At 64.8% G+C, this 21533-nt stretch carries 17 protein-coding genes and 1 riboswitch; of the genes, 13 read left to right on the plus strand and 4 right to left on the minus strand.

What is annotated here, in order from left to right; translation table 11 throughout:
* Window positions 1-11: 11 nt before the first annotated feature.
* A complete protein-coding gene (locus ACPFL9_RS07210; RefSeq protein WP_426006687.1) occupies window positions 12-1196 on the plus strand; it encodes a Gfo/Idh/MocA family protein in 1185 nt (394 codons plus the stop codon).
* A 71-nt stretch (window positions 1197-1267) separates the two neighbouring features.
* On the opposite strand, the gene ACPFL9_RS07215 is transcribed toward ACPFL9_RS07210, so the two are convergent.
* Entirely contained in the window at window positions 1268-2197 is a 930-nt protein-coding gene (locus tag ACPFL9_RS07215; RefSeq protein ID WP_426006688.1) for a LysR family transcriptional regulator, read from the minus strand.
* A gap of 106 nt (window positions 2198-2303) precedes the next feature.
* Between ACPFL9_RS07215 and tdh the strand changes: the two genes are divergently transcribed.
* From tdh to hutI, 4 genes are all read left to right on the plus strand, one after another.
* Window positions 2304-3350 carry an L-threonine 3-dehydrogenase gene (gene tdh / locus ACPFL9_RS07220; protein WP_426006690.1) on the plus strand — a complete coding sequence of 349 codons (1047 nt, stop codon included), beginning with the start codon at window positions 2304-2306 and terminating at the stop codon, window positions 3348-3350.
* 19 nt (window positions 3351-3369) lie between these two features.
* The gene (locus tag ACPFL9_RS07225; protein WP_426006691.1) at window positions 3370-4563 is read left to right on the plus strand and encodes a glycine C-acetyltransferase; all 1194 of its coding nucleotides are present in this window, start codon (window positions 3370-3372) and stop codon (window positions 4561-4563) included.
* Window positions 4564-4806: 243 nt separating this feature from the next.
* Complete coding sequence (locus ACPFL9_RS07230; RefSeq protein ID WP_426006692.1) at window positions 4807-5904, plus strand: NAD(P)/FAD-dependent oxidoreductase; 1098 nt, start codon at window positions 4807-4809, stop codon at window positions 5902-5904.
* Between the two features lie 11 nt (window positions 5905-5915).
* Window positions 5916-7136, plus strand: coding sequence for an imidazolonepropionase (gene hutI / locus ACPFL9_RS07235; protein ID WP_426006694.1), 1221 nt, complete (start codon window positions 5916-5918; stop codon window positions 7134-7136).
* A 15-nt stretch (window positions 7137-7151) separates the two neighbouring features.
* Here hutI and ACPFL9_RS07240 read toward each other — a convergent pair whose 3' ends face one another.
* Window positions 7152-11036, minus strand: coding sequence for an endo-alpha-N-acetylgalactosaminidase family protein (locus ACPFL9_RS07240; protein WP_426006695.1), 3885 nt, complete (start codon window positions 11034-11036; stop codon window positions 7152-7154).
* 274 nt (window positions 11037-11310) lie between these two features.
* Here ACPFL9_RS07240 and ACPFL9_RS07245 point away from each other — a divergent pair, with 274 nt between their 5' ends.
* From ACPFL9_RS07245 to ACPFL9_RS07270, 6 genes are read left to right on the plus strand one after another with little or no spacing between them, the layout of a single operon-like run.
* Window positions 11311-12228, plus strand: a complete 918-nt coding sequence (locus tag ACPFL9_RS07245) for an SIS domain-containing protein (protein ID WP_426006696.1) — start codon at window positions 11311-11313, stop codon at window positions 12226-12228.
* Window positions 12229-12236: 8 nt separating this feature from the next.
* Window positions 12237-13172: an ROK family protein gene (locus ACPFL9_RS07250; protein ID WP_426006697.1), complete on the plus strand. Its 936-nt coding sequence runs from the start codon at window positions 12237-12239 to the stop codon at window positions 13170-13172.
* A complete protein-coding gene (locus tag ACPFL9_RS07255; protein ID WP_426006698.1) occupies window positions 13169-14125 on the plus strand; it encodes a 1-phosphofructokinase family hexose kinase in 957 nt (318 codons plus the stop codon). The genes ACPFL9_RS07250 and ACPFL9_RS07255 overlap by 4 nt, the downstream gene beginning before the upstream one ends.
* Window positions 14107-14961 (plus strand): class II fructose-bisphosphate aldolase, encoded by an 855-nt coding sequence (locus ACPFL9_RS07260; protein WP_426006699.1) that lies wholly within the window; start codon window positions 14107-14109, stop codon window positions 14959-14961. The genes ACPFL9_RS07255 and ACPFL9_RS07260 overlap by 19 nt, the downstream gene beginning before the upstream one ends.
* 22 nt (window positions 14962-14983) lie before the next feature.
* On the plus strand, window positions 14984-15775 hold the full coding sequence (locus ACPFL9_RS07265; RefSeq protein ID WP_426006700.1) for a DeoR/GlpR family DNA-binding transcription regulator: 792 nt from the start codon (window positions 14984-14986) through the stop codon (window positions 15773-15775).
* A gap of 54 nt (window positions 15776-15829) precedes the next feature.
* Window positions 15830-16585 carry a CPBP family intramembrane glutamic endopeptidase gene (locus ACPFL9_RS07270; protein ID WP_426006702.1) on the plus strand — a complete coding sequence of 252 codons (756 nt, stop codon included), beginning with the start codon at window positions 15830-15832 and terminating at the stop codon, window positions 16583-16585.
* Window positions 16586-16710: 125 nt separating this feature from the next.
* On the opposite strand, the gene ACPFL9_RS07275 is transcribed toward ACPFL9_RS07270, so the two are convergent.
* Complete coding sequence (locus ACPFL9_RS07275; protein ID WP_426006703.1) at window positions 16711-17349, minus strand: VOC family protein; 639 nt, start codon at window positions 17347-17349, stop codon at window positions 16711-16713.
* Window positions 17350-17584: 235 nt separating this feature from the next.
* Here ACPFL9_RS07275 and ACPFL9_RS07280 point away from each other — a divergent pair, with 235 nt between their 5' ends.
* Window positions 17585-18901 (plus strand): bifunctional o-acetylhomoserine/o-acetylserine sulfhydrylase, encoded by a 1317-nt coding sequence (locus ACPFL9_RS07280; RefSeq protein ID WP_426006704.1) that lies wholly within the window; start codon window positions 17585-17587, stop codon window positions 18899-18901.
* A gap of 154 nt (window positions 18902-19055) precedes the next feature.
* A riboswitch (SAM riboswitch) is annotated at window positions 19056-19171 on the plus strand.
* Between the two features lie 14 nt (window positions 19172-19185).
* Window positions 19186-20307 (plus strand): homoserine O-acetyltransferase MetX, encoded by a 1122-nt coding sequence (metX, locus tag ACPFL9_RS07285; protein WP_426006705.1) that lies wholly within the window; start codon window positions 19186-19188, stop codon window positions 20305-20307.
* Between the two features lie 33 nt (window positions 20308-20340).
* Here the strand turns inward: metX and ACPFL9_RS07290 are convergent, their stop codons facing one another.
* Complete coding sequence (locus ACPFL9_RS07290; RefSeq protein ID WP_426006706.1) at window positions 20341-21525, minus strand: winged helix DNA-binding domain-containing protein; 1185 nt, start codon at window positions 21523-21525, stop codon at window positions 20341-20343.
* Window positions 21526-21533 lie beyond the last annotated feature (8 nt).

A 21533-nucleotide genomic window follows, 5' to 3' on the forward strand; every position in this document is an offset into this window, starting at 1 on the left:
CGTTGTACACCATGGAAAAGGATTTGAAGGTCGGCATCGTAGGTTTCGGCCTGCGCTCGGGGCTGTGGAAGCACGCCCACAAGCCGGGCGAAGGGTCTGAGGTCACGATCGTGTGCGACCTCAGCGAGCGCGGCCGGGCGGATGCCGCCGACCGCATCCCCTCGGCCCGCATCACCGCCGACCTCGAGGAGTTGCTGGCCGCCGGGTTGGACGCCGTCATGGTGCTGACACCCGACAACCAGCATGCCGCCGTCGCTGTCCGCACGCTGAAGGCGGGAATTCCCACGTTCTGCGAGAAGCCGTTGGATGTCACGGTCAAAGCTGCAGATCTTGTCCTGCAGACGGCGTATGAAACAGGGACCCGGCTTTATGTCGGGCACAACATGCGGCACATGCCGGTGGTGGTCCAGATGCGGCAGCTCATCGAGGAGGGCGCCATCGGCGAGGTCAAGGCGATCTGGTGCCGCCACTTTGTGGGTCATGGGGGCGATTTCTACTTCAAGGACTGGCATGCCCAGCGCGCGAACGTGACCTCTCTGCTACTGCAGAAAGGTGCCCACGACATCGACGTCATCCATTGGCTGGCCGGCGGTTACACCAAGCGCGTCGCCGCGGTGGGGGACCTGGCTGTGTACGGCGGGGTGCCGAACCGCGGCAACAATGACGGCAAACGGATGGGGGATTGGTTCTCCCTGGACAATTGGCCGCCGACAGAGCAGAAGGACCTGGCCGAGGTCATCGATGTGGAGGACATCTCCATGATGAACATGGTCCTGGACAACGGCGTGCTGGCCTCCTACCAGCAGTGCCACTTCACTCCGGACTATTGGCGGAACTACACCGTCATCGGCACCAAGGGCCGGATCGAGAACTTCGGCGATGGCCCGGGGGAGACCATCAATGTGTGGACCTCCCGGACGTCCGGGCGCGGGGAGCCTGACCAGGTGATCACCATCCAGGACGGCGATGGCGGGCATGGCGGAGCCGATCCGCGCCTGGTCGAGGAGTTCCTGCGGTTTGCTGCGGAGGGCGGCGCCACCCAGACCAGCCCCGTTGCGGCGCGGCAGGCGGTGGTCGCCGGCATCCTCGCGGCCGAGTCTTTGCGCGGCGATGGCTCCGCTCGGGAGGTGCCGGAGTTGCCCGCCGGATTGGTGGAGTATTTCGACGCCGGCCAGCCCGCCCTGGTCCGCGACTGAACCACCCCCGCGTACCCAACTGGGTCGCAGTTAAGCGCGTTTTGAGCGCTCAAAACGCGCACAAATGCGACCTAGTTGGGTGAGGAGAGCCCGGTCATGACGGTTTGAAGTGACTCGCACACCGTCATGACCGATTTCCGCTTAAGGGTCTCCGGACGGGCCAGGATGTCGATCTTGCGCACCGAGTTCACCCCGGCAAGGGGACGCAGCACCACGCCGGCATCCAGCACCCGCCGCGCGGTGAACCTCGGCAGCAACCCGATCGAACCCCCTGCGGAAACGAGGGCCGCCACCGTTGAATAGTCGTTGATGCGGTGCAGGACTTCCGCCGGGCGTCCGCTGACAGCCACGACGGCGGCCAGCACGTCCGCGGGCGAGTACCCGTCGCGGCTGGTCACCCACGGTTCGTCGACGACGTCGGCAGGCTCGAGTTCGCGCCGGGACGCCAGCGGGTGTCCTGCCGGCAAAGCAATGTCCAGTGGCTCGTCCGCCAACGGGATCACCGCCACCTTGTCCTCCGGCCATGGCGAGCTGTTGTCCATCCTGTGGGCCAGGACAAGATCGTAGCGGGCCACCAACCCCGGGAAATCCTCCTGGGCCACATCCTCATCGGAGAGTCGCAGCAGCGGCGACGCACCGCCGTCGGACGCTTTTTGCGCGCGCAGCAACGCAGCCAAGGGCGCGAACAAGGCTTGGCCGGCGCTGTGGAACGCGCTCACGCTGACAGTCGAGTCCGGAGCTTCGTGGTACGCGCCGATTGCGGCCCGCGCGTCTGCCATGGCATTGACGACGGCGGCACCCGCCTCCGCGAGGACGCGGCCTGCGTCAGTGAGCACCAAGGCGCGGCCTTCCTTGCGGGTCAGCGGCACATCAACGGATTTCTGCAACAGGGCCAATTGCTGCGAAACCGCGGAGGGCGTGACCATGAGGGTCTCCGCCACGGCTTTTACGCTGCCCAGGTCGCCGAGTTCGCGGAGCATCTGCAGCTGATGAATTTCCATTAGCAAATGCTAAATCGTTGATTGAGAAGAATCTAGTTGTGCTAAACCATGCGCGGGTCTTCAATGGACTCAGCAGCAACGAAGCACCCAGCCAGTGAGGAACCCCATGAAGGCTCTCTACAAATCCGGACCCCACGAAGGGTTCGAACTCGTCGATCGGCCCGAGCCCGCAACGGGCCCGTCCGACGTCAAGATCCGGGTCATGACCACCGGCATCTGCGGCACCGATCTCCATATCCAGAGTTGGGATGCCTGGGCCCAAAGCATCATCCAGACTCCGCTCATTGCCGGGCACGAGTTCTACGGAGAAGTGGTGGAAATCGGCGAGGACGTGCGCGATGTCAAGGTCGGCGACCGCGTCTCCGGCGAAGGCCACGTGGTGTGCGGTATCTGCCGGAATTGCCGCGCAGGCCGCCGGCAAATGTGCATCCACACGGTTTCCGTGGGCGTGCAGCGCGATGGTGCGTTCGCCGAATACGTCGTGATCCCGGAGACCAACGTCTGGGTCCACCACGACGAATCCGTCACCCCCGAGCTCGGTGCCATTTTCGACCCCTTCGGCAACGCCGTGCACACGGCGCTGAGCTTCCCGCTGGTCGGTGAAGATGTCCTCATCACGGGCGCCGGACCCATCGGCCTCATGGCCATTGCCGTGGCGCGTCACGCAGGGGCACGCAAGATCGCCATCACCGACGTTTCGGCGCCGCGGCTGGAACTGGCCCGTCAACTGGGCGTGGACCTCGCCGTCGACGTGTCCAGGATGCGCGTCCGCGAGGCACAGCAGGAGCTGGGCATGCGCGAAGGCTTCGACATCGGCCTGGAAATGTCGGGACACCCCACGGCGCTGCCTGAGATGATCGACAACATGAACCACGGCGGACGCATCGCCATGCTCGGCCTGCCCAGCCAGTCCATCGACATCGACTGGGGCAAGGTGGTGACCCACATGCTCACGCTCAAGGGCATCTACGGTCGCGAAATGTTCGAAACCTGGTACGCCATGAGCGCCATGCTGTCGTCCAACCCTGTGCTGCACCGCAACATCTCGGCCGTTATCACCGACAAGCTTCCTGCCACCGAGTGGGAGAAGGGCTTCGAGATCGCCCGCAACGGCGTGGGCGGCAAAGTGGTCCTCGACTGGACTGAACTCTAGAACCTTCAGGAGCAATTCAATGTACTCAGCCATCAAAGACCAACTCCAGGGCGAACTCGAGGAGATCCGCAGCGCCGGGCTCTTCAAGACCGAACGCCACATTGATTCCCCGCAGGCAAGCCACATCGCCGCGGGCCAGCTGGGGCAGCCGGCCAACCAGGTACTGAACTTCTGCGCCAACAACTACCTTGGCCTGGCCGACCACCCGGAGATCATCGCCGCCGCCAAGTCCGCCATGGACGAGCGCGGTTTCGGCATGGCTTCCGTCCGTTTCATTTGCGGCACGCAGGACCTGCACCTGGAACTCGAGGCGCGTGTTTCGCAGTTCCTCGGCACCGAGGACACCATCCTTTTCTCCAGCTGCTTCGATGCCAACGGGGGAGTCTTCGAGTCCCTCTTTGGCCCGGACGATGCCATCATCTCGGACTCCCTCAACCACGCTTCGATCATTGACGGCATCCGGTTGAGCAAGGCCAAGCGCTTCCGTTATGCCAACCAGGACATGGCAGACCTCGAAGCCAAGCTCGTTGAGGCCTCGGGTTCGCGGCGCAAGATCATCGTCACCGACGGTGTGTTCTCCATGGACGGTTACCTCGCACCCTTGGAAGCGATCTGCGACCTCGCCGAGAAGCACGACGCCCTGGTCATGGTTGACGACTCCCACGCCGTGGGCTTCATGGGTTCCACTGGTGCCGGGACGCCCGAGCACGCCGGAGTCTCGGATCGCGTGGACATCTACACCGGTACCTTTGGCAAGGCGTTGGGCGGCGCTTCCGGTGGCTATGTTTCCGGCCGCGGCGAGATCGTGGCCATGCTGCGCCAGAAGGCCCGTCCGTATTTGTTCTCCAACTCCCTTGCGCCGGCGATCGTGGCTGCCACTCTTAAGGCCCTGGAACTCGTGCAGGGTTCCGGTGAGCTGCGGACGCGCCTGTTCGAAAACGCTGCCCTGTTCCGTCGCCGGATGAGCGAGGAAGGTTTCGAACTGCTCGACGGCGAGCACGCCATCATCCCGGTCATGTTCGGTGACGCTGTGGTTGCGGCGCGCATTGCCGACGAGATGCTTTCCCATGGCGTCTTCGTCACCGCCTTCAGCTACCCCGTGGTCCCGAAGGGCGCGGCACGGATCCGCGTCCAGCTCTCCGCCGCGCACAGCACGGACGACGTCGAAGCGTGCGTCCAGGCGTTCGTCAAGAGCCGCGACGCCGTCGCCTGACACGGGCAGAACCGATGCTGGACCCCACCACCCACTCTCACCGATAACCCCCATTGGTGCGTCCCTCTCTCACCGATAACCCCCTTTGGCCGAACGCTCTCTCACCGATAACCCCCTTTGGCCGAACGCTCTCTCACTCCCCTCGGGCAAGTGAGAGAGGGATGCTTAGGAGGGGGGTGTTTGGTGAGAGAGGGACGCCCTGGAGGGGGTGTTTGGTGAGAGAGCGTCTGGAAGGATGGAACCATGGCTTCGAATTATGACGTGGTAATCGTTGGCGGTGGGATCGCGGGACTGTCCCTCGCATCAGCCCTGGGGAAAGAGTGCTCAGTCGCCCTGGTGGAAGCCGAGCACACCCTGGCCTTCCACACCTCCTCACGTTCAGCCCGCCAGCTGATTCCCAGCTATGGTCCGCCCGTGGTGCAGGAATTGACCGTCCGCACCTTGGAGTTGATGAGGGCAAGAGACGAAAACCTCCCCGAACCGGTCCTGACTCCGCGTGGTTTCATGCTGGTGGGTGACGAAGAAAAGGTCAAAGCCGAAGCCAGCGGCAACATGCACCCCATCACGCATGCCGAGGCACTCCAGCTCTGCCCGGTCCTCAAACCGGACTCTTTCACCGCAGCAGGCCTGGACAGTGGATCGTATGGCTGCAACGCACCCTTGTTGCTGGACGACCACCGCAAACGGGCTGAAGCGGCGGGTGTCGACATCTTCACCGGAGCGCGCGTCCACTCCGCACAACGCATCGGCAGCGGCTGGGAGGTGGGCGCCGGCACCGAAGGCTTCCAAACCGGCGTCGTGGTTAACGCCGCGGGCGCGTGGGCAGATGAACTGGCCGTCATCAGCGGCGTCGAGAAATTGGGACTCCAGCCGTACCGCCGGACCGCGGCGATCGTCAATGTCAGAACGCCTCTCGCCCCGCAAACGCCCATGGTCTGCGCCGCGGACGATTCCTTCTACTTCCGGCCCGAAGGCGGCCAGGTGCTGGTGTCGCCGTCCGAGCACGTTCCCAGCGGCGCTGAAGATGCCAGGCCCTACGCCGGAGACGTGGACAAACTCATCGACACCCTCAACACCGTGACCACCCTGGGCATCGACTCGGTGGACCGTTCCTGGACGGGCCTGCGGACCGAAGCCGCGGACGGGATTCCCGTGGTGGGGTTCGACGCTGAGGCCCCCGGCTTCTTTTGGCTGGCCGGCCAGGGCGGTTACGGATTCCAGACGAGTTCCGCCGTGGCAGAACTGGCGGCAGGCCTCATCCTGGGCGAAACAAAAGCCGGCAGTCCGGAATCCCGGACAGCGGAGCAGCTCGCGGCGGTCCGCTGGTCCATCCGGCGCTGAACAATAGGGACATGACACCAGCCAGCACCCTCATCACCAACATCGGCGAATTGATGACCCAGGACCTGGATCATCGGGTCCTGAAAGACGCCGCGATCGTGTTCGAAGGCGAGCGCATCTCCTGGATCGGTTCCAGCGCCGACGCCCCGGCGGCTGATGACAGGATCGACGCCGAGGGCCGCGCCGTCCTGCCGGGCTGGGTGGACTCACATTCCCATCTCGTTTTCGCCGGCGACCGCACCGCGGAGTTCGAGGCACGCATGGCCGGGGAGAGCTACAGTGCTGGCGGCATTGCCGTGACCACGGGCGCCACACGAAGTGTCAGCGACGAGGAGCTGACCCGGCTGGTCAAGGGCCGCGTAGAAGAGGCGCTCTCGCAGGGCACCACATATCTGGAGAGCAAGACCGGATACGGCCTGGACGTGGAGAACGAGGCCCGCAGCGCCCGGATCGCGGCCGAGCTGGTGGATGAGGTCACCTACCTTGGCGCCCACCTCGTCCCCGCTGGGGCAGACCCCGAGGAGTACACGGACCTGGTTTGCGGTGAAATGCTCGACGCCGTCCTGCCGCACGTCCGCTGGGCGGATGTCTTTTGCGAGACCGGTGCCTTCACCGAGGACCAGTCCCGCAGGGTGCTCAAGGCGGCCCAGGCCGCAGGGCTGGGACTGCGCGTGCACGGCAACCAGTTGGGCGAGGGCCCGGGCGTTGCGTTGGCCGTGGAGTTTGCCGCCGCGAGCGTGGACCACGTGAACTATCTTTCCGAAGCAGACATCAAGGCGCTCGCTGAAACCTGGTCAGGTTGGGACGCCCGGTCAGGCACGGGCGCAAAAGGCACCGTGGCCACGTGCCTGCCCGCCTGCGACCTGTCCACCCGGCAACCCCTGGCCCCTGGCCGGGAGCTGATCCACGCCGGCGTCCAGATCGCGCTCGCCGCGAATTGCAACCCCGGTACCTCCTACACGAGTTCCATGGCGTTTTGCGTGACGACGGCGGTCCTCCAGATGCGCTTGAGCGTCCACGAGGCCGTCCGGGCGGCGACGTACGGCGGCGCCTTGGCGTTGGGCCGGGAGTCAGGGAACGACGTCGACGGCGAACGGGCGGTGGGCTCGCTCGCCGTCGGTCATCGCGCGGACCTGCATATGCTCAAGGCGCCCTCAGCGACGCACCTGGCCTACCGGCCGGGAATTCCGCTCACGCACTCGGTGTGGCGGGCCGGCCGGCAGGCTTTCTAGGAGCGGGGCCTCAGCCTAAGAACAGGTGAACCTGGCGTCCGCCCAGTCGGCGTGGTCGTTGCCATTGCCGTCACCGGAATCGTTGGCGACGAGTTCCACGTACTGGGCTCCGGTGACATCCACCGTCAGGGGGAGGGGAGCGCTGGTGGGTCCAAGCACCGGTGTGGTTGCCTTGGCTGTACCGTCGGCCACCACCGAGAATTTGACGCTGCCCCGCGTTGGCTGGGCGTCGTCGATTCCAACGGTGGCATTGAAGGTGCTGCAACGGCCGCCGAGGAAGTAGCGGACGGTGCCGTTGGCGTGGGCGCCGAGACCTTTGGCAAAGACGGTGCCGTTCAAGGTGAGCGGCGTGCCGTCACCGGCTCCGGTTCCTCCATTGGACATGTCCTTCTCCACTGGTCCCCAGCCGTTCGTGGCACTCACCCAGGGGTGGTCGCTCGCGTAGACGGTGGCCTGCGGTGGTTTGGGCAGTGTCCGGACGCTGGCCGTGGTGCTGATGGTGCGGCTGCCTGCGGGTTCCGTGGTGGTGGTGTACTTTGCCGTCGCTGTGATGGGGTAGTCACCGTCGGCTGAAGCGGGTGCGGTGACCTTCCACGTGGTGGTGAGGCGGCCACCGGCTGGCAGGTCCCCGGCAGTGGACGGGGTGGCCGGGCTCGCTGTCCATCCTTCGGGCAAGGCGAGTTCCACGGCCAAATCCTTGATGGCCGCAGGCTCATCGGACACGAACGTCGTCACGAAATCCTGGGCCTGGCCCTGCTGGATGACGTCGCCCTGGAGGGCAGCCGTGAGCTGGGCGCATGCCGGGACGGCATCTGAGGCGCCGAGGTCCTCCACCAGGAGGTTGTCCAGGGTGAAGTCGGAGCCGTTGGCGCTGCCGGTCCTTTGCAGCCCGACGAAATAGTCTCCGCAGAAGCCCGTATCGAAGACCTGCTCGAACCGCGTGGTGGAGGTCTTGGTGTCAATCGGCTGGCTGCCTGTTACCGCAGGGCCTGCCGCGGAGTCATAACCCGAAACCCAGGCGTACTGCCCGGCCTTGGAGTTCTGGTAGTCGAACGAGACCTTGTACTTGTGACCGGCCTTGAACGGAACTGTCGCCTCGGTAGTGCGGTACACCATGCCGGGTCCTCCATTGGGAGCGCGGTTTTCGTCGTGGGCGATCAAGGACCACCGACCGTCCAGGACTTCGTCGATCACGTTGGTGTGCCAGCCCTTCTGGGTGAAGGGTTCGTTGCGTTCGGTGATGTGCGTCCGGGGATCGGTGGACCCTCCGGCGTTGCCCTTCACGAATGGTCCCCAACCCTGATCCACGTTTTCGAAGTCTTCGCTGAGCACGCCGGTGGTGGCCACGCGGGAGGTTTTCACCGCCCGGAAGTCATCCACGCGCACAGTGGCGTCGCCGTCGTCCGCTGTGAGGGTGACAGTTGCCTTGGTGTCGTTGCGCGGCACGTCCACCAGCACACGGACCCTTTGGAAGGCCGTGCCGTGCTTTTCGTCGCCGGCGACGAAGTTTTCGGCGTTCGAGGAATCGATGGTGGTGCTTTCGGTCTTGCCATCGACAGTGACGGAGAGGGAGGTGGGCCGCGTTTTGCCCGGCTGGATTTCCAGCCACGCACTCACTGACTGGGTTCCGGCGTCGAGCTTTACGTCCTGGCTGATCGACGACGGCGACGCGCCCAATTGTGCGTAGCGGCGGCCCTTGTCGTCACGCACCTGGGTGACGGTTCCGGTGGGGTTCCAGGCGGTGAGGTCGGCTCCGTTGAAGCCGGGATCGTTGAACGAAGTTCCGGAACCGAAGGAAGCGTTCTTGGGAAGCGCGTTGTTCTTCGCCGTCAGCACGTAGGGCTGCTTGGCGTCGGCGGTGACGGTCACCTGTCCGTTGACCACGGGGACGTCGGCCACCTTCACCCGTCCGTTGTCCGTCAGCTTGAACAGTTCCAGGGACTTGGCGTTGGCAAAGTCCTTGGTCAGTGTCCACGTGCTGGAGCCGCCCGTGGGATTGTAGTGGTACATCTTGTCCAAGGTGTTGTTCTCCTTGGAGGACCACGGCAGGAGATAGGAACCGCCGGAGAGGACGGAGGCTCCACCCACGGTGATGTTGCGGGCTTCAGCGGTATTCCCGGTGACCGCCACGCCATCAGTGAGGTCGATGCGGTCCGCGGTCCACTTGGTGATCGGGTGGTGCTGGAGGAACTTGGCCGGCAGGTTGGCGGTCCAGATGTTCTCGCTGAACGCGTTGAAGTCGTTCTGGCCGGTCCAGCCTTCGAACTCGACGATGTGGCTTACCCCGAGCTTGGGATCGGGGTTCCAGACGTCGGACTGGCTGTTGTTGATGAACCGGAGGATCTGGGAGTTGATGCCCTTGTTGGTGGAACCGCCGTACTTCTCGTCGTTGGCCCAGTGCGACCACGTGTTGTTCAGGGACAGGTGGTCAGCCCACTCGGAACCTACGCGGAAGCCGTTCTTGACCAGTTCCTGCTGCAGGCGTTCGGCCAGCCAGCCGTACTCGTAGTAGACATCGACGTACACGAAATCCAGGTTCTTGTCCGTGGCCTCGCGCAGTTCCTTGATGCGCTGGGCCAGCTTGCCCGAGTTAATGTCGTGCCTTTGGTTGATGTAGTAGGACTGGTCCAGCCAGTTCCACCCGAGGGCCTTGTCCGCCCTGAGCAGGTCTTCGCTGAAGGACTTGGCCTCGGGGTAGATCTCGGTGGCGTTGATGTGGACACCGAAGCTGGCGTTCCAGTCCTTGCCTTCCTTGACCAGTGTGTTGAGGTCTTCCAGGCCGCCGGCACGGGTGTTGAAGTTGTCACCGTAATCGGTGTTGGCAGAGTCGTGGCCCTCGCTGGTGTAGCCCTTGAGCATGGCAACCTGCCCCAGCCCGTCGGTGGCCAGGGAAATCCGCTTGACGTCGTCCAGCGTGCGGAGGAAGGGGTGGGTGGCCTGGGAGGCGAAATTGAAGGGAATGTGGGTGACCACATTGTCCGGGGTCTGTTCGCCTTTGTTGGCGCTGACCTGGATGGAGCGCATGGCGATGGCGGCGTCCTGCCAGTCGACGATGCCGTCAGAGTTGGCGTCGGGGGTGATGGCCACGCGCGTCCACGGCAGTTCCTCCGTGGTGCCCGATCCCTCGGCACGGTAAAGCCACTGGCCGCTCGCGATTCCCATGGAGACTCCGCCGGTCCCGTTGGACACCGCCTGGCGCCAGAACCGGCCGCGGTCCTTGGAACCCGGTCCTGACGAGGTGTCATAGAGGGCATTGGATTCCAACGCGGCCCCCAGCGCGGAGGTGTTGGCCAGTGCGTACGCAGAGCTCTTGGCTGCTGTATCCACGGGGGTAGAGGCGGTGATGGGCGTGAACTCGTCGCCGGTGACGCTGCGGTCCACGGACAGGTTGGCCGTGGAGACCTGGGCCCCGGGCTGCGTGGAATCCACGGTGACGAGGTTGAGGCGGGGGAGCTGCAAGGTCTTGACCAGGAATTCCGGGGAATCCTTGATCTCGGTGACGTTGAACGAGACCACATTCTTCTTCACGGACAGCCGGGCCTTGATGGTGGCGTTTCCAAACGTGGGCACGGTGAGGACGTAGTCGATCGTGTCCTTGCCGGACGTCGTGGATGTCCCCTCAACCTCGTATTCGGTGCCGTTGATGGTGATGGTCTTCAGCGAAGCGGGCGTGCCGGGCAGCGATGCCCTGGTGGCAGTGTCGGTGTAGTTCAGGACCTGGGGGAACGTGGTGGAGACGTCAACGCTGAGCTGACCGGACTGCAGGGTGGTGCTGCCCGCAGTTTCCGTCACCGCTGACGCAGGCGTCGGGTGCAGGGCCAAGAGTCCCAGCGTGGATGAGGCGACGACGCAGGCCAGACTGAGCGCCGTTAGTCGTCTGATGGAGGAAGGCTCGGGCATGGTGCTCCTTCATGATCATTTTGTGCTCGAAACAATCAACTTCTATCTAGCGCTCCTAAGACTGCTTCATTGCACAGAAGTTGACAAGACTTAACGCCGAATTGACTAAAGCGAACAAGGGGGAACAGGAATGAGCGATTGAGCGAAGTGTCGGTCCCCAGGGTGTCAATGGCTGTATCCACTCCAGTAGATGATCCTTGTGAGATTGAAAATGATCGTTTAGTGTTTTCTTAGATCAAGAAACGTCATTAGTTGAGCGGGAGCAGAACACGCTATGAGCCACAACATCCTGGGTGCCTTCATGGAAGAAGAACTCACATCGCAGCCTGAGGTCTGGCAGCGCGCCATCGAACAAGCCGCTGCGGAAAACCTCCTCCCCGCCGACGGCCAGCGCATCGCCGTGATCGGCTGCGGCACGTCCTGGTTCATGGCACAGAGCTACGCCGCAGCACGTGAATCAGCGGGCAAGGGCGTGACCGATGCCTTCGCCGCCTCCGAGGCGTTCCTGAACAACAACAGCCCGGAACGGCAGTATGACGCCGTTGTGGCCATCACGCGCTCCGGCACCACCACCGAGGTGCTGGAGATTCTGGGTGCACTGAAGGGGCTCGTCCCGACGGTAGCGATCATCGGTGATACGTCGTCGCCCATCGTGGAACTGGCGGACGCCGTGATCGGCCTGCCCTACGCCGATGAGCGCTCCGTGGTGCAGACGCGGTTCGCAACCTCTGCCCTGGTGTACCTGCTGGCCAGCCTGGGCGTCGACCTCACGACGGCCATTGCCGACGCCCGCGGTGCCGTAACAGAACCCGTGGCGCAGGAACTGCTGGACGCCGAGCAGTTCACCTTCCTGGGCACCGGATGGACCATCGGCCTCGCCCACGAGGCAGGCCTCAAAATGCGCGAAGCCGTCCAGGGCTGGACCGAGTCCTACCCGGCCATGGAGTACCGCCACGGACCCATCTCCATCGCCGCTCCCGGCCGGGTGACCTGGTTGTTCGGCCAGCAGCCCGAAGGCCTGGACAATGACATGGCCGTCACCGGCGCCCTGTACCTCCACACCGAAAAGCACCCGCTGGCGGAACTGGCCCGGGTCCACAAAGTCACGCTGGAACGTGCACGCGCACGCGGCCTCAATCCGGACCTGCCCCGCAACCTGACCCGCTCCGTCATCCTCGACGCAACAGCCTAGGCCCCGCCATGGTTCTCGGAGCCGCCCAGTCGGCAGTCCTGGCCTTCGACGTCGGAGGCACGGACGTCAAGGCAGGACTCGTGGATACCCAGGGAACGGTCCTCGGACTGCGGCGCGTCCCCACCCCCGTGGACCCTACCCACCCCGGGGAGGCGGTCCTCGACCGCCTCGCAGTCCTCGCGGACGAACTCGCCGCGGAGTTTCCCGGCATCCCGCCCAAGGCGGCCGGCGTGATCGTGCCCGGCATCGTCGACCCCGTGGAGGGCATCGGCGTTTATTCGGCCAACCTGGGATGGCGCGACTTTCCCTTCACCGCCGAGGCCAGCAAGCGGCTGGGGATTCCCGTGGCCTTCGACCACGATGTCCGCTCGGCAGCTGCGGTGGAGCACCGCTTCGGCGGCTCCAGGGACTTCAAAGACGTGGTGGTCATGGTGGTGGGCACTGGTATCGCTGCCGCCGTGTTCTCCGGCGGGAGCCCGGTCACCGCTGGCGGGTTCGCCGGCGAACTGGGCCATGCCCAGGTTCCCAACCCCGACGCCGGTCCAGGCCTTCCCGGGGCCACCATCCTTGAGGCGGTCGGCTCAGCGGGTGCCATTGCCAAACGGTATGCCGCCGGATCCGGTGCGCCAGTCACCGGTGCCCGCGACGTCCTCCTCCGGGCGAAGGCAGGAGACCAGCTCGCTGCCCGGGTCTGGTCCGATGCCCTGGATGCCCTCGCCTTTACCATCTGCCAGTGCGTCAACATCATGGGCACCGAGGCCGTGGTGATCGGCGGCGGCCTCGCCGAAGCGGGCGAAGAACTGCTCCAACCCCTGAGGGCGCGCGTGGACCGGACCCTGGACTTCCAGCGCCGGCCCCAACTGATCCGTGCCCAACTTGGACAGGACGCCGGGTTGCTCGGAGCCGCCCTGAACGCGAGGGCACTGCTGGGGACCACCCCATGAACCGCATCGTCACCGTCACTGCCAACCCGGCGATCGACATGACCTACACGGTGCACGGCATCACCGAGGGTGCCAGCCACCGGGTTCCAACACCCCTGAGCCGCGCCGGAGGCAAGGGACTCAATGTCGCCAGGGTGGCACACCAGGTAGGGCATCCCGTCCTCGCCGTTGCCCCGACAGGAGGTGCCGCCGGACAAACCCTCGCCGCCGAGCTGTGGACCAGCGGCGTGCCGCACAGCCTCGTGAACGTCGCCGCCGAAACCCGGCGGAGTATCGCCTTGGTGGACACCGTTGCAGGGGAGACCTCCATCTTCAACGAAGAAGGCCAGGCCCTCCTGCCGGACGACTGGCGCTCGCTGCGTGCCGCCGTCGTGACAGCCGTCCAGGGCGGTGACGGCCACGGAGCTGCCGCCGTCCTGGTAGGTTCCGGCAGCCTGCCGCCGGATGCTCCCGCCGACTTTTACCCCTTCCTGGTGGAGCTGGCCCACGACGCCGGGATACCAGCCATCATCGACACCTCCGGTCCGGCGATTATCGCCGCAGCCCGGGCAGGTGCCGATGTCCTCAAACCCAACCACCATGAACTCGCCGAAGCGACGGGGAAGCAGAGCCTGGAGGAGGCCGCCCTCTGGCTGATTTCGTTGGGCGCCAGGACGGTACTCGTCAGCGCCGGGGCTGACGGCATGCTCGCCTTCGACCACGCTGCCCCCGGCGGCTACTGGAGTGCGCGGCTGCCGGCTCCATTGAGCGGGAACCCCACAGGAGCGGGCGACGCCGGTGTGGCGGCTGCCGCCGTCGCGCTCGCCGAAGGCGTGACGGAACCACGCCTGTTACTCCAACGCGCCACGGCCTGGTCGGCGGCCGCCGTGCTGATGCCAGCGGCGGGCGAGATATCGCCGCAGTACAAGGAACTTGAAGATCAACTGATCGTGACATGGAAGGAGACCCTGTGACGCTGGTCAATACCAGGGAACTGATGGACAGGGCCGCGGCGGAGGGCACCGGACAAGGCGCGTTCAACGTCCTCCATGTCGAAACGGCAGAAGGGCTGGTAGCTGGTGCCGAAGCGGCAGGGGTGCCCCTGATCCTGCAGATTTCGGAGAACTGCGCCAAGTACCACGGTGGCCTCGAACCCCTTGCTGCCGCAACCCTGGCCATTGCCCGGGACGCAGCGGTGCCGGTGGCCGTGCACCTGGACCATGCCGAGTCCGAAGACCTCGCTCTGGCCGCCGTGGACCTCGGATTCGGGTCCGTAATGTTCGACGGCGCCCATTTGCCCTACGACTGGAACGTGGAGGTCACACGGCGAGTGGCCCGCTACGCCCATGACCGTGGAGTCTATGTGGAAGCCGAACTCGGCAAGGTCGGTGGCAAGGACGGCGCCCACGCGCCCGGTGTCCGCACCGACCCGGGTGAGGCACGGGCGTTCGTTGAAGCCACGGGCGTTGATGCGCTCGCCGTGGCCGTGGGCTCCTCGCATGCCATGACGGAGCGGAGCGCCACGCTGGACCTGGACCTGATCGCCAGCCTCAAGGCCGCCGTCGGCAAACCGCTGGTCCTCCATGGATCCTCCGGCGTCACAGACGGTATGCTCGTAGCCGCTATCGGGGCCGGTATGACTAAGATCAACGTATCCACACATTTCAATGGGTTCTTCACCCGTGCCGTCCGCGAGTACCTCGACGCCCATCCGGCAGCAGTGGATTCGCGGAAGTACATCACGGCCGGCCGGGACGCCCTGGTGATGGAATCTGCACGTATGCTGACGCTGTTCGCCAAAGCGAAATAGACACATCCGCGAAAGGCTTGTCATGACCCGCACCGATCGGCTGACCGCTATCCTTGACCTCCTCGCTGAATCCGGCCATGTGGAAGTCGAGGACATCGTGACGCGGCTCGGCGTATCGCCTGCCACCGCCCGCAGGGACTTGGACAGCCTCGCCAAACAGCGCCTCCTGAGCCGTACCCGTGGCGGTGCCACCACCGGCTCCGTGGCGTACGACCTTCCCGGCCGGTACAACCGCGACGACCACGCCGAGGCCAAGCAGGACATCGCCCAGGCGGCATCGGCACTCATCAGTCCCGGATCCGTGATCGGCCTGACCGGCGGAACCACCAACACGGCCCTGGCCCAGTTGCTCTCCACACGCGAAGACCTGAACGCCCCGTCCAACCGGCCCACGCTGACAGTAGTAACGAACGCCATCAACATTGCCTCGCAACTGGCCGTGCGGCCCAACATCAAGATCATGGTCACGGGCGGCATCCTGAACACCCGCTCCTATGAGCTCGTGGGACCCTACACGGACGTCATCATGCAGAAAGTCGCCCTGGACATCGCGTTCGTCGGCGTCAACGGCGTGGATCCGGATCTTGGCCCCACCATCACGGACGAGGGCGAAGCCATGGTGAACACCGTCATGGCACGCCGCGCCACCGAATCCTACGTGGTGGCCGATTCATCCAAGGTCGGCCGGCGTTCCTTCGCGGCCATGGCCGGTTACGATTTCCGCCACCTCATCACGGACTCCGGCATCAGCGCAGCGGACAAGGCGGCGTTCGAGGCAAAGGGCACGGAGGTCATCGTCGCGCCTCCCGCCTGACCTGCCTCCGGGTTCCTTCGGGAAAGTCGCAGGAACTGCAGGCAAGATAGGTACATGCTTCTTGCTTCCCGTCGCCGCCTGCGGGCAGAGGTCCTGATTGTCCTGGGCCTCTCGCTGGGCCAGTCCGCCGTGTATTCGGTGGTCCAGCTCCTGGATAAACTGACCCGCGCTCCGCTGTCGGAAGCGACGTCCACGCTTAACAGGTCCCAAAGTACCCGGGAGTACTTCGACCTCACGTACCAGCTGCTGGACATCATGTTCGCCCTGGTGCCCGTGGTCCTGGTGTTCTACTTCCTGTCCCTTCACGCCCCCGCCGGTTCGGCGTTCGCGCGCCTGGGCTTCAACTTCTCCCGGCCCGGAAAGGACACATTGCAGGGGCTGGGCCTCGCTGCGGCGATCGGCATACCGTCGCTGGGGCTCTATGCGGCCGGCCGCGCCCTGGGCATCACCACGGCCATCATCCCCAGCGGGTTGGACGCCTATTGGTGGACTGTGCCGGTCCTGGTCCTTTCCGCCCTGCGTCACGCGATCGTCGAGGAAGTGATCGTGGTGGGGTACCTGATGGACCGCTTCGGAAAGTTCGGCTGGAGCGTGCCCCTGGCGATCATCTCCAGTGCGTTGCTGCGGGGGAGCTATCACCTGTACCAGGGCTTTGGGCCGTTCATCGGCAACGTGGTCATGGGCCTGGTGTTCGCATGGTTGTACACGAAGACCAAGCGCGTCATGCCTTTGGTCATCGCCCACGCCCTGCTGGACATTGTGGCCTTTGTGGGATTCAGCCTCTTCGGCAAGGCCGTGGGACTCGGATAACGCCGCGGCCTGGGCCGCGTTCGGAGCTTAAAGCAGCTTAAAGGAGCTTAAAGGTATTCGGCCGCCATCGGTGGGTGACGTCGTTGGCACCCGCTGATGGCGGCCGAAGTTTCTGGCAGAACGCGTCAGATGGTGACGGCTCCCGATGACGTTTCGAAGGTCACCGACATGATGCCCGGGGTTCCGTGCGGAGCCATCCACTGGACTGCCACGTCTTCCAGGGGCTTCTCCACGGGCTCGCCCAGCCACTCGGTGACGCGTTGAGCCGACCCGGCGATGGTCAGGCTGGACATCTTGACGTCGCTCTCGTAGACCTTGGAGGGATGCAGGGAGGGGTCACCTTCCCACTTCAGCAGGTACGGCACCTGGGGATCGGCGATCAGGCCGAGGATGCCGATCTGCTGCCACACGAGTTCCCGGCCATCGGGAAACTTGCGGTTGCCCGGAACGGCGGAGCGGCCGAGGCGGTCTTCAAAGGGGGCGAGGTCGTCAACGGCGACGCACCAGCCCATCCAGCCACCGCCGGCAGCCGAACGTGCCCGTACTGCCTGGCCGAAGGGTGCCTTGTCGGAGGCAGGGTGGTCCAGGACCTCCACGACTTCCAGGTATTTGTTGTCCGCCAGGGGAATGATCATGTTCCGGGTGCCGAAGCGCGGGTGCACTCCGCCCCGCACTGCGTCCACTCCCAGAGCCGCGGAAATTCGTTCGGTGGTGGCCAAAAGGCCATCTTTTTCACAAGCGTAAGAGACGTGATCCATGCGCATGGCTTCATCTTGGCACTTTGTGATCGGGGTCTCAGCTAAGTCAAGCCTAACCAAGGTGGGATGTTGCCGCCCGGGTAGCGGAACCGTCATGGCTGGACCCGGAACAGACGCGCGGGGACCGAAAAATACTGTCTTCGTCATAAAGCTGTCCAAGTCGCGGGCGGGTTCCTAGACTGGCCGCAACCCACCCGGCACCACCAACTGAAAACCCATGCGCTACGAAGAGGAGAACGCAATGTCACAGGGATGGTCCTTTGAAACCCGCCAGATCCATGCAGGCCAGGAACCGGACGCTGCAACAGGGGCGCGTTCGCTTCCGATCTACCAGACCACCTCGTTCGTGTTCCCCAGTGCCGAGAGTGCTGCCAACCGGTTTGCCCTGGCTGAGCTTGCGCCCATCTACACCCGGATCGGCAACCCCACCCAGGATGCCGTGGAGCAGCGCGTTGCCAGCCTGGAAGGTGGGCTCGGCGCCCTCCTGCTGAGTTCGGGCCAGGCGGCGGAAACGTTCGCCATCCTGAACATCGCCGAAGCCGGCGACCATGTGGTGGCCAGCCCCAGCCTGTACGGGGGCACGTACAACCTCCTGGCGCACACGCTGAAGAAGTTCGGGATTGCCGTGACCTTCGTTGAGGATCCGGACAACCTGGATCAGTGGCGCAATGCCGTCCAGCCCAACACCAAGCTCTTCTTTGGCGAGGTGGTGTCCAACCCGCGCCAGGATGTCCTGGACATCGAGGGGATCGCGCAGGTGGCACACGATGCCGGCGTGCCGCTGATCGTGGACAACACGCTGTCCACTCCCTACCTGATCCGTCCCATCGAGTGGGGTGCGGACATCGTGGTGCACTCAGCCACCAAGTACCTGGGTGGTCACGGTGCGGCGATCGCCGGCGTGATCGTGGACTCGGGCAACTTCGACTTCGGCAAGGACCCGGACCGCTTCCCCAACTTCAACACGCCGGATCCCAGCTACAACGGCCTCGTCTATGCCCGTGACCTCGGGAAGGATGGAGCACTGGGCGCCAACCTTTCCTACATCCTCAAAGCGCGGGTCCAGCTGCTCCGCGATCTCGGCTCCGCAGTGTCTCCGTTCAATGCTTTCCTGATTGCGCAGGGCCTGGAAACCCTGAGCCTCCGGGTGGAACGGCACGTCGCCAACGCCACGGCAGTGGCGCAATGGCTGGAAGCGCACGACGACGTCGAATCCGTCGCCTACGCCGGGCTGCCGTCCAGCACCTGGTTCGAACGCGGCCGGAAGTACGGTCCACGCGGTACCGGTGCCGTGGTGGCCTTCACCATCAAGGGCGGAGTCGAGGCAGGCAAGCGCTTTGTGGATGCCCTGGAACTGCACTCTCACGTTGCGAACATCGGCGATGTCCGGTCCCTGGTCATCCACCCGGCGTCGACTACCCACAGCCAACTGACCGTGGAACAGCAGGTGGCAGCAGGCGTGAACCCGGGTCTCGTCCGCCTGGCTGTGGGCATCGAGCACGTCGACGACATCATCGCCGACCTCGAAGCCGGCTTCCGCGCCGCCAAGGGCGCGTAGGCTCTGCAGGACCCTGGCGTGGGCCCCGGCCGGTCGAATGTTCGCCGGACGGGGCCCGGGCGGCGTCTTTGGCGAACCAAGCAGTGAAAAACCGTCACACTGCTGTCACATTCTTCGCCAGAACCGCCATGTTCTTCCTAGACTCTACGTATTAGGTCATGAGTGCCAGCGCATAGCCCCGGCTTGCTGGCCGGCAACCCTCCTCCGCGGTGGGGTGCCCCGGGTGAGGACCTGGCCTGTCGCAGAAATGGCGATGGGCAAGCGCGACGATAGGTGTCAAAGGAATGACCATTACTGCTGCAGCACTCCCAAAATCGGGCGAAGAAGACGGCATCGTCAAATACGCGGGCATCGGTTCCCTGAAACTTGAAGCGGGCGGCTTCCTTCCTGATGTCGTCCTGGCCTACGAGACGTGGGGACGGCTGAATGCCGATGCATCGAACGCTGTCCTGATCCAGCATGCGCTGACGGGAAGCACGCACGTAGCCAAGGGTGCCACCGACGAGGACGGTTGGTGGGAGCAGTTGGTGGGTCCCGGCGCCACGATCGACACCGACCGGTTCTTCGTGGTCTCCATCAACATTGTGGGCGGATGCTACGGAAGCACCGGACCGTCCTCGACGGCCCCGGACGGACGTCCTTGGGGGTCCCGCTTCCCCTTGGTCACCCTGCGGGACAGCACCGAAGCCGAAGCCCGTCTTGCCGACACGCTGGGGATCCGCCAGTGGCATGCGGTGCTTGGCGGCTCCATGGGTGGTGCCCGGGCCCTTGAATGGGCCGTGACTCTTCCTGACCGCGTCAAACGGTGCGCAGTCATCTCAGTCGGTGCCTACAGCACCGCCGAGCAAATCGCCTTTGCCCAGTCGCAGACCTTGGCCATCCGCCAGGACCCCCACTTCAACAACGGCGACTACTACGACGGACCGGCTCCGGAGGCGGGCCTGGCACTGGCGAGGCGCATCGCGCACATCACCTACCGGTCAGCGCTGGAACTTGATGTCCGCTTCGGCAGGGAAGCCCAGCACCAGGAGACGCCCCTGGCCGCCGCTGTGTTGGGCGAACGCGGCCGCTACCAGGTGGAGAGCTACCTGGACCACCAAGGCACCAAGCTGGTCCGCCGCTTTGACGCCAACAGCTACATCGCCATCACTGAAGCGCTGATGTCCCACGATGTTTCCCGTGGTCGCGGCAGCCTCCAGGAAGCCCTCGGACGGGCCACCGCCGAGTTCTTTGTCGCGGCAGTGGACACGGACAGGCTCTACTTTCCGGAGCAGTCCCGGCAACTGGCCGCGCACCTGCCCGGGCAGGTCCCTGTTCATGTCATTGAAGCGCCGATCGGGCACGACGGCTTCCTCACGGAAATCGGCCAGCTTTCCACCCAGCTCCGCGAAGCGTTCTTCGCGTAGCGGTGCGGTGGCCGTTGGAACCACGGGTGGCGGTTACACCAGCGACGTCTGCATGCGCAGGAACTGACCGTAGCGTTGGGCCTCGGCGTCCAGTGCTGCTTGTTCCTCCGGCCCGGGTTCATGGTTCATGCGCACTTCCAGCCCGCAAACTCCGCCCGAGAGCCTGTGTCGCCACCAACCGGCCAGCCGGCCGTCCAGCAACACCGCGTGCATGGGACCCTTGTCCTCCGGAAAATAAGGTGCTGTTCCGCCCAGGTAGTGCCGGGTTTGTGAGTAGCCCATGATGTATTCGTCATAGCACTGGACAAGGTCGATCCTGGGCTCCGCCTGCCGCGTCCGGGGGAGTGCCTGCCCGGGACGGGCCGGCTGCCCGGACCGGGCCAGGGACTCCACTTCCTCCGCAGCCACGTGGCATTCCACGCCGTCCACGTCCATCGTGGTGAGTTCCGCGGACAGGGAACGGGCAGCATCCAGGCCGCGGCGGATGTCCTGCATGGTCAGTCCGGACCACACAGAACAGTCCTTCACGGTCGCAGGACCCCGGCTGCCGAAGTAGCGTAGAACCAGCCGTGCCAGTGCGTGGTCGCGCTCGTCACCCCGGAAGCCCGGCCTTTCCTGAAGACCGGAGGCGTTGGGAACCCGCTCTTCGAAGAGTGCATAGGTCTGCTTGAGGGCGCCGCCGGTTGAACGCACCGGCGCGCCGCTGACCAGGATTCCGCTGGTTTCTGCGTGCATCAGGTGGTAAATGAAGCCCAGACCCTTTCCCGGCAGCCCGGCGCGCTCCAGCACCTGTCCCAGCTCTTCGCGCGTCTTGTGTTTGCCGCCGGCCACCGCTTCGGCCAGGATCCGTCCGCTGCGGGCGGCGGTTTCCGTATCCACGCCGGTTTGCCGGTACATTCCCTTGTTGCCCTGATGAAGGCGTTCGGCGGACAACGCCATCAACCAGCCAAGATCTTCCCGGTGGACGAAATGCCAGGTGGGCCGCAGAATGTGGGTCCGGAGGATCGTCCCGTCTGCCACGGCCTGCTCGACGTCGTCGGCTGTGGCCCCGGGAGTGCGCTGGGCAATGGACCAGCGCGCGTAGGCGAACTCCTGCGACTGCACCGCAAGGAGGTGTCGCAGGACGCCGGCTACGTCTGCGCCATAGGGCGGTCGAAGCCGTTGCCGCCGCAGGCGGACGTCGACGACGGCAGCTGCCTGGCCTGTCACACCGTGCACGACCAGCC

The organism is Paenarthrobacter sp. NyZ202 (assembly GCF_049860755.1).
GTDB lineage: Bacteria > Actinomycetota > Actinomycetes > Actinomycetales > Micrococcaceae > Arthrobacter.

What these genes read in the sequence shown, in the direction of transcription:
- tdh (WP_426006690.1), top strand. Translation starts at nt 2,304, where the DNA reads ATGAAGGCTCTCTACAAATCCGGACCCCACGAAGGGTTCGAACTCGTC.
- metX (WP_426006705.1), top strand. Translation starts at nt 19,186, where the DNA reads ATGACCATTACTGCTGCAGCACTCCCAAAATCGGGCGAAGAAGACGGC.
- ACPFL9_RS07210 (WP_426006687.1), top strand. Translation starts at nt 12, where the DNA reads ATGGAAAAGGATTTGAAGGTCGGCATCGTAGGTTTCGGCCTGCGCTCG.
- ACPFL9_RS07275 (WP_426006703.1), bottom strand. Translation starts at nt 17,349, where the DNA reads ATGCGCATGGATCACGTCTCTTACGCTTGTGAAAAAGATGGCCTTTTG.
- ACPFL9_RS07215 (WP_426006688.1), bottom strand. Translation starts at nt 2,197, where the DNA reads ATGGAAATTCATCAGCTGCAGATGCTCCGCGAACTCGGCGACCTGGGC.
- ACPFL9_RS07255 (WP_426006698.1), top strand. Translation starts at nt 13,169, where the DNA reads ATGAACCGCATCGTCACCGTCACTGCCAACCCGGCGATCGACATGACC.
- ACPFL9_RS07265 (WP_426006700.1), top strand. Translation starts at nt 14,984, where the DNA reads ATGACCCGCACCGATCGGCTGACCGCTATCCTTGACCTCCTCGCTGAA.
- hutI (WP_426006694.1), top strand. Translation starts at nt 5,916, where the DNA reads ATGACACCAGCCAGCACCCTCATCACCAACATCGGCGAATTGATGACC.
- ACPFL9_RS07270 (WP_426006702.1), top strand. Translation starts at nt 15,830, where the DNA reads ATGCTTCTTGCTTCCCGTCGCCGCCTGCGGGCAGAGGTCCTGATTGTC.
- ACPFL9_RS07250 (WP_426006697.1), top strand. Translation starts at nt 12,237, where the DNA reads ATGGTTCTCGGAGCCGCCCAGTCGGCAGTCCTGGCCTTCGACGTCGGA.
- ACPFL9_RS07280 (WP_426006704.1), top strand. Translation starts at nt 17,585, where the DNA reads ATGTCACAGGGATGGTCCTTTGAAACCCGCCAGATCCATGCAGGCCAG.
- ACPFL9_RS07260 (WP_426006699.1), top strand. Translation starts at nt 14,107, where the DNA reads ATGGAAGGAGACCCTGTGACGCTGGTCAATACCAGGGAACTGATGGAC.
- ACPFL9_RS07240 (WP_426006695.1), bottom strand. Translation starts at nt 11,036, where the DNA reads ATGCCCGAGCCTTCCTCCATCAGACGACTAACGGCGCTCAGTCTGGCC.
- ACPFL9_RS07245 (WP_426006696.1), top strand. Translation starts at nt 11,311, where the DNA reads ATGAGCCACAACATCCTGGGTGCCTTCATGGAAGAAGAACTCACATCG.
- ACPFL9_RS07230 (WP_426006692.1), top strand. Translation starts at nt 4,807, where the DNA reads ATGGCTTCGAATTATGACGTGGTAATCGTTGGCGGTGGGATCGCGGGA.
- ACPFL9_RS07225 (WP_426006691.1), top strand. Translation starts at nt 3,370, where the DNA reads ATGTACTCAGCCATCAAAGACCAACTCCAGGGCGAACTCGAGGAGATC.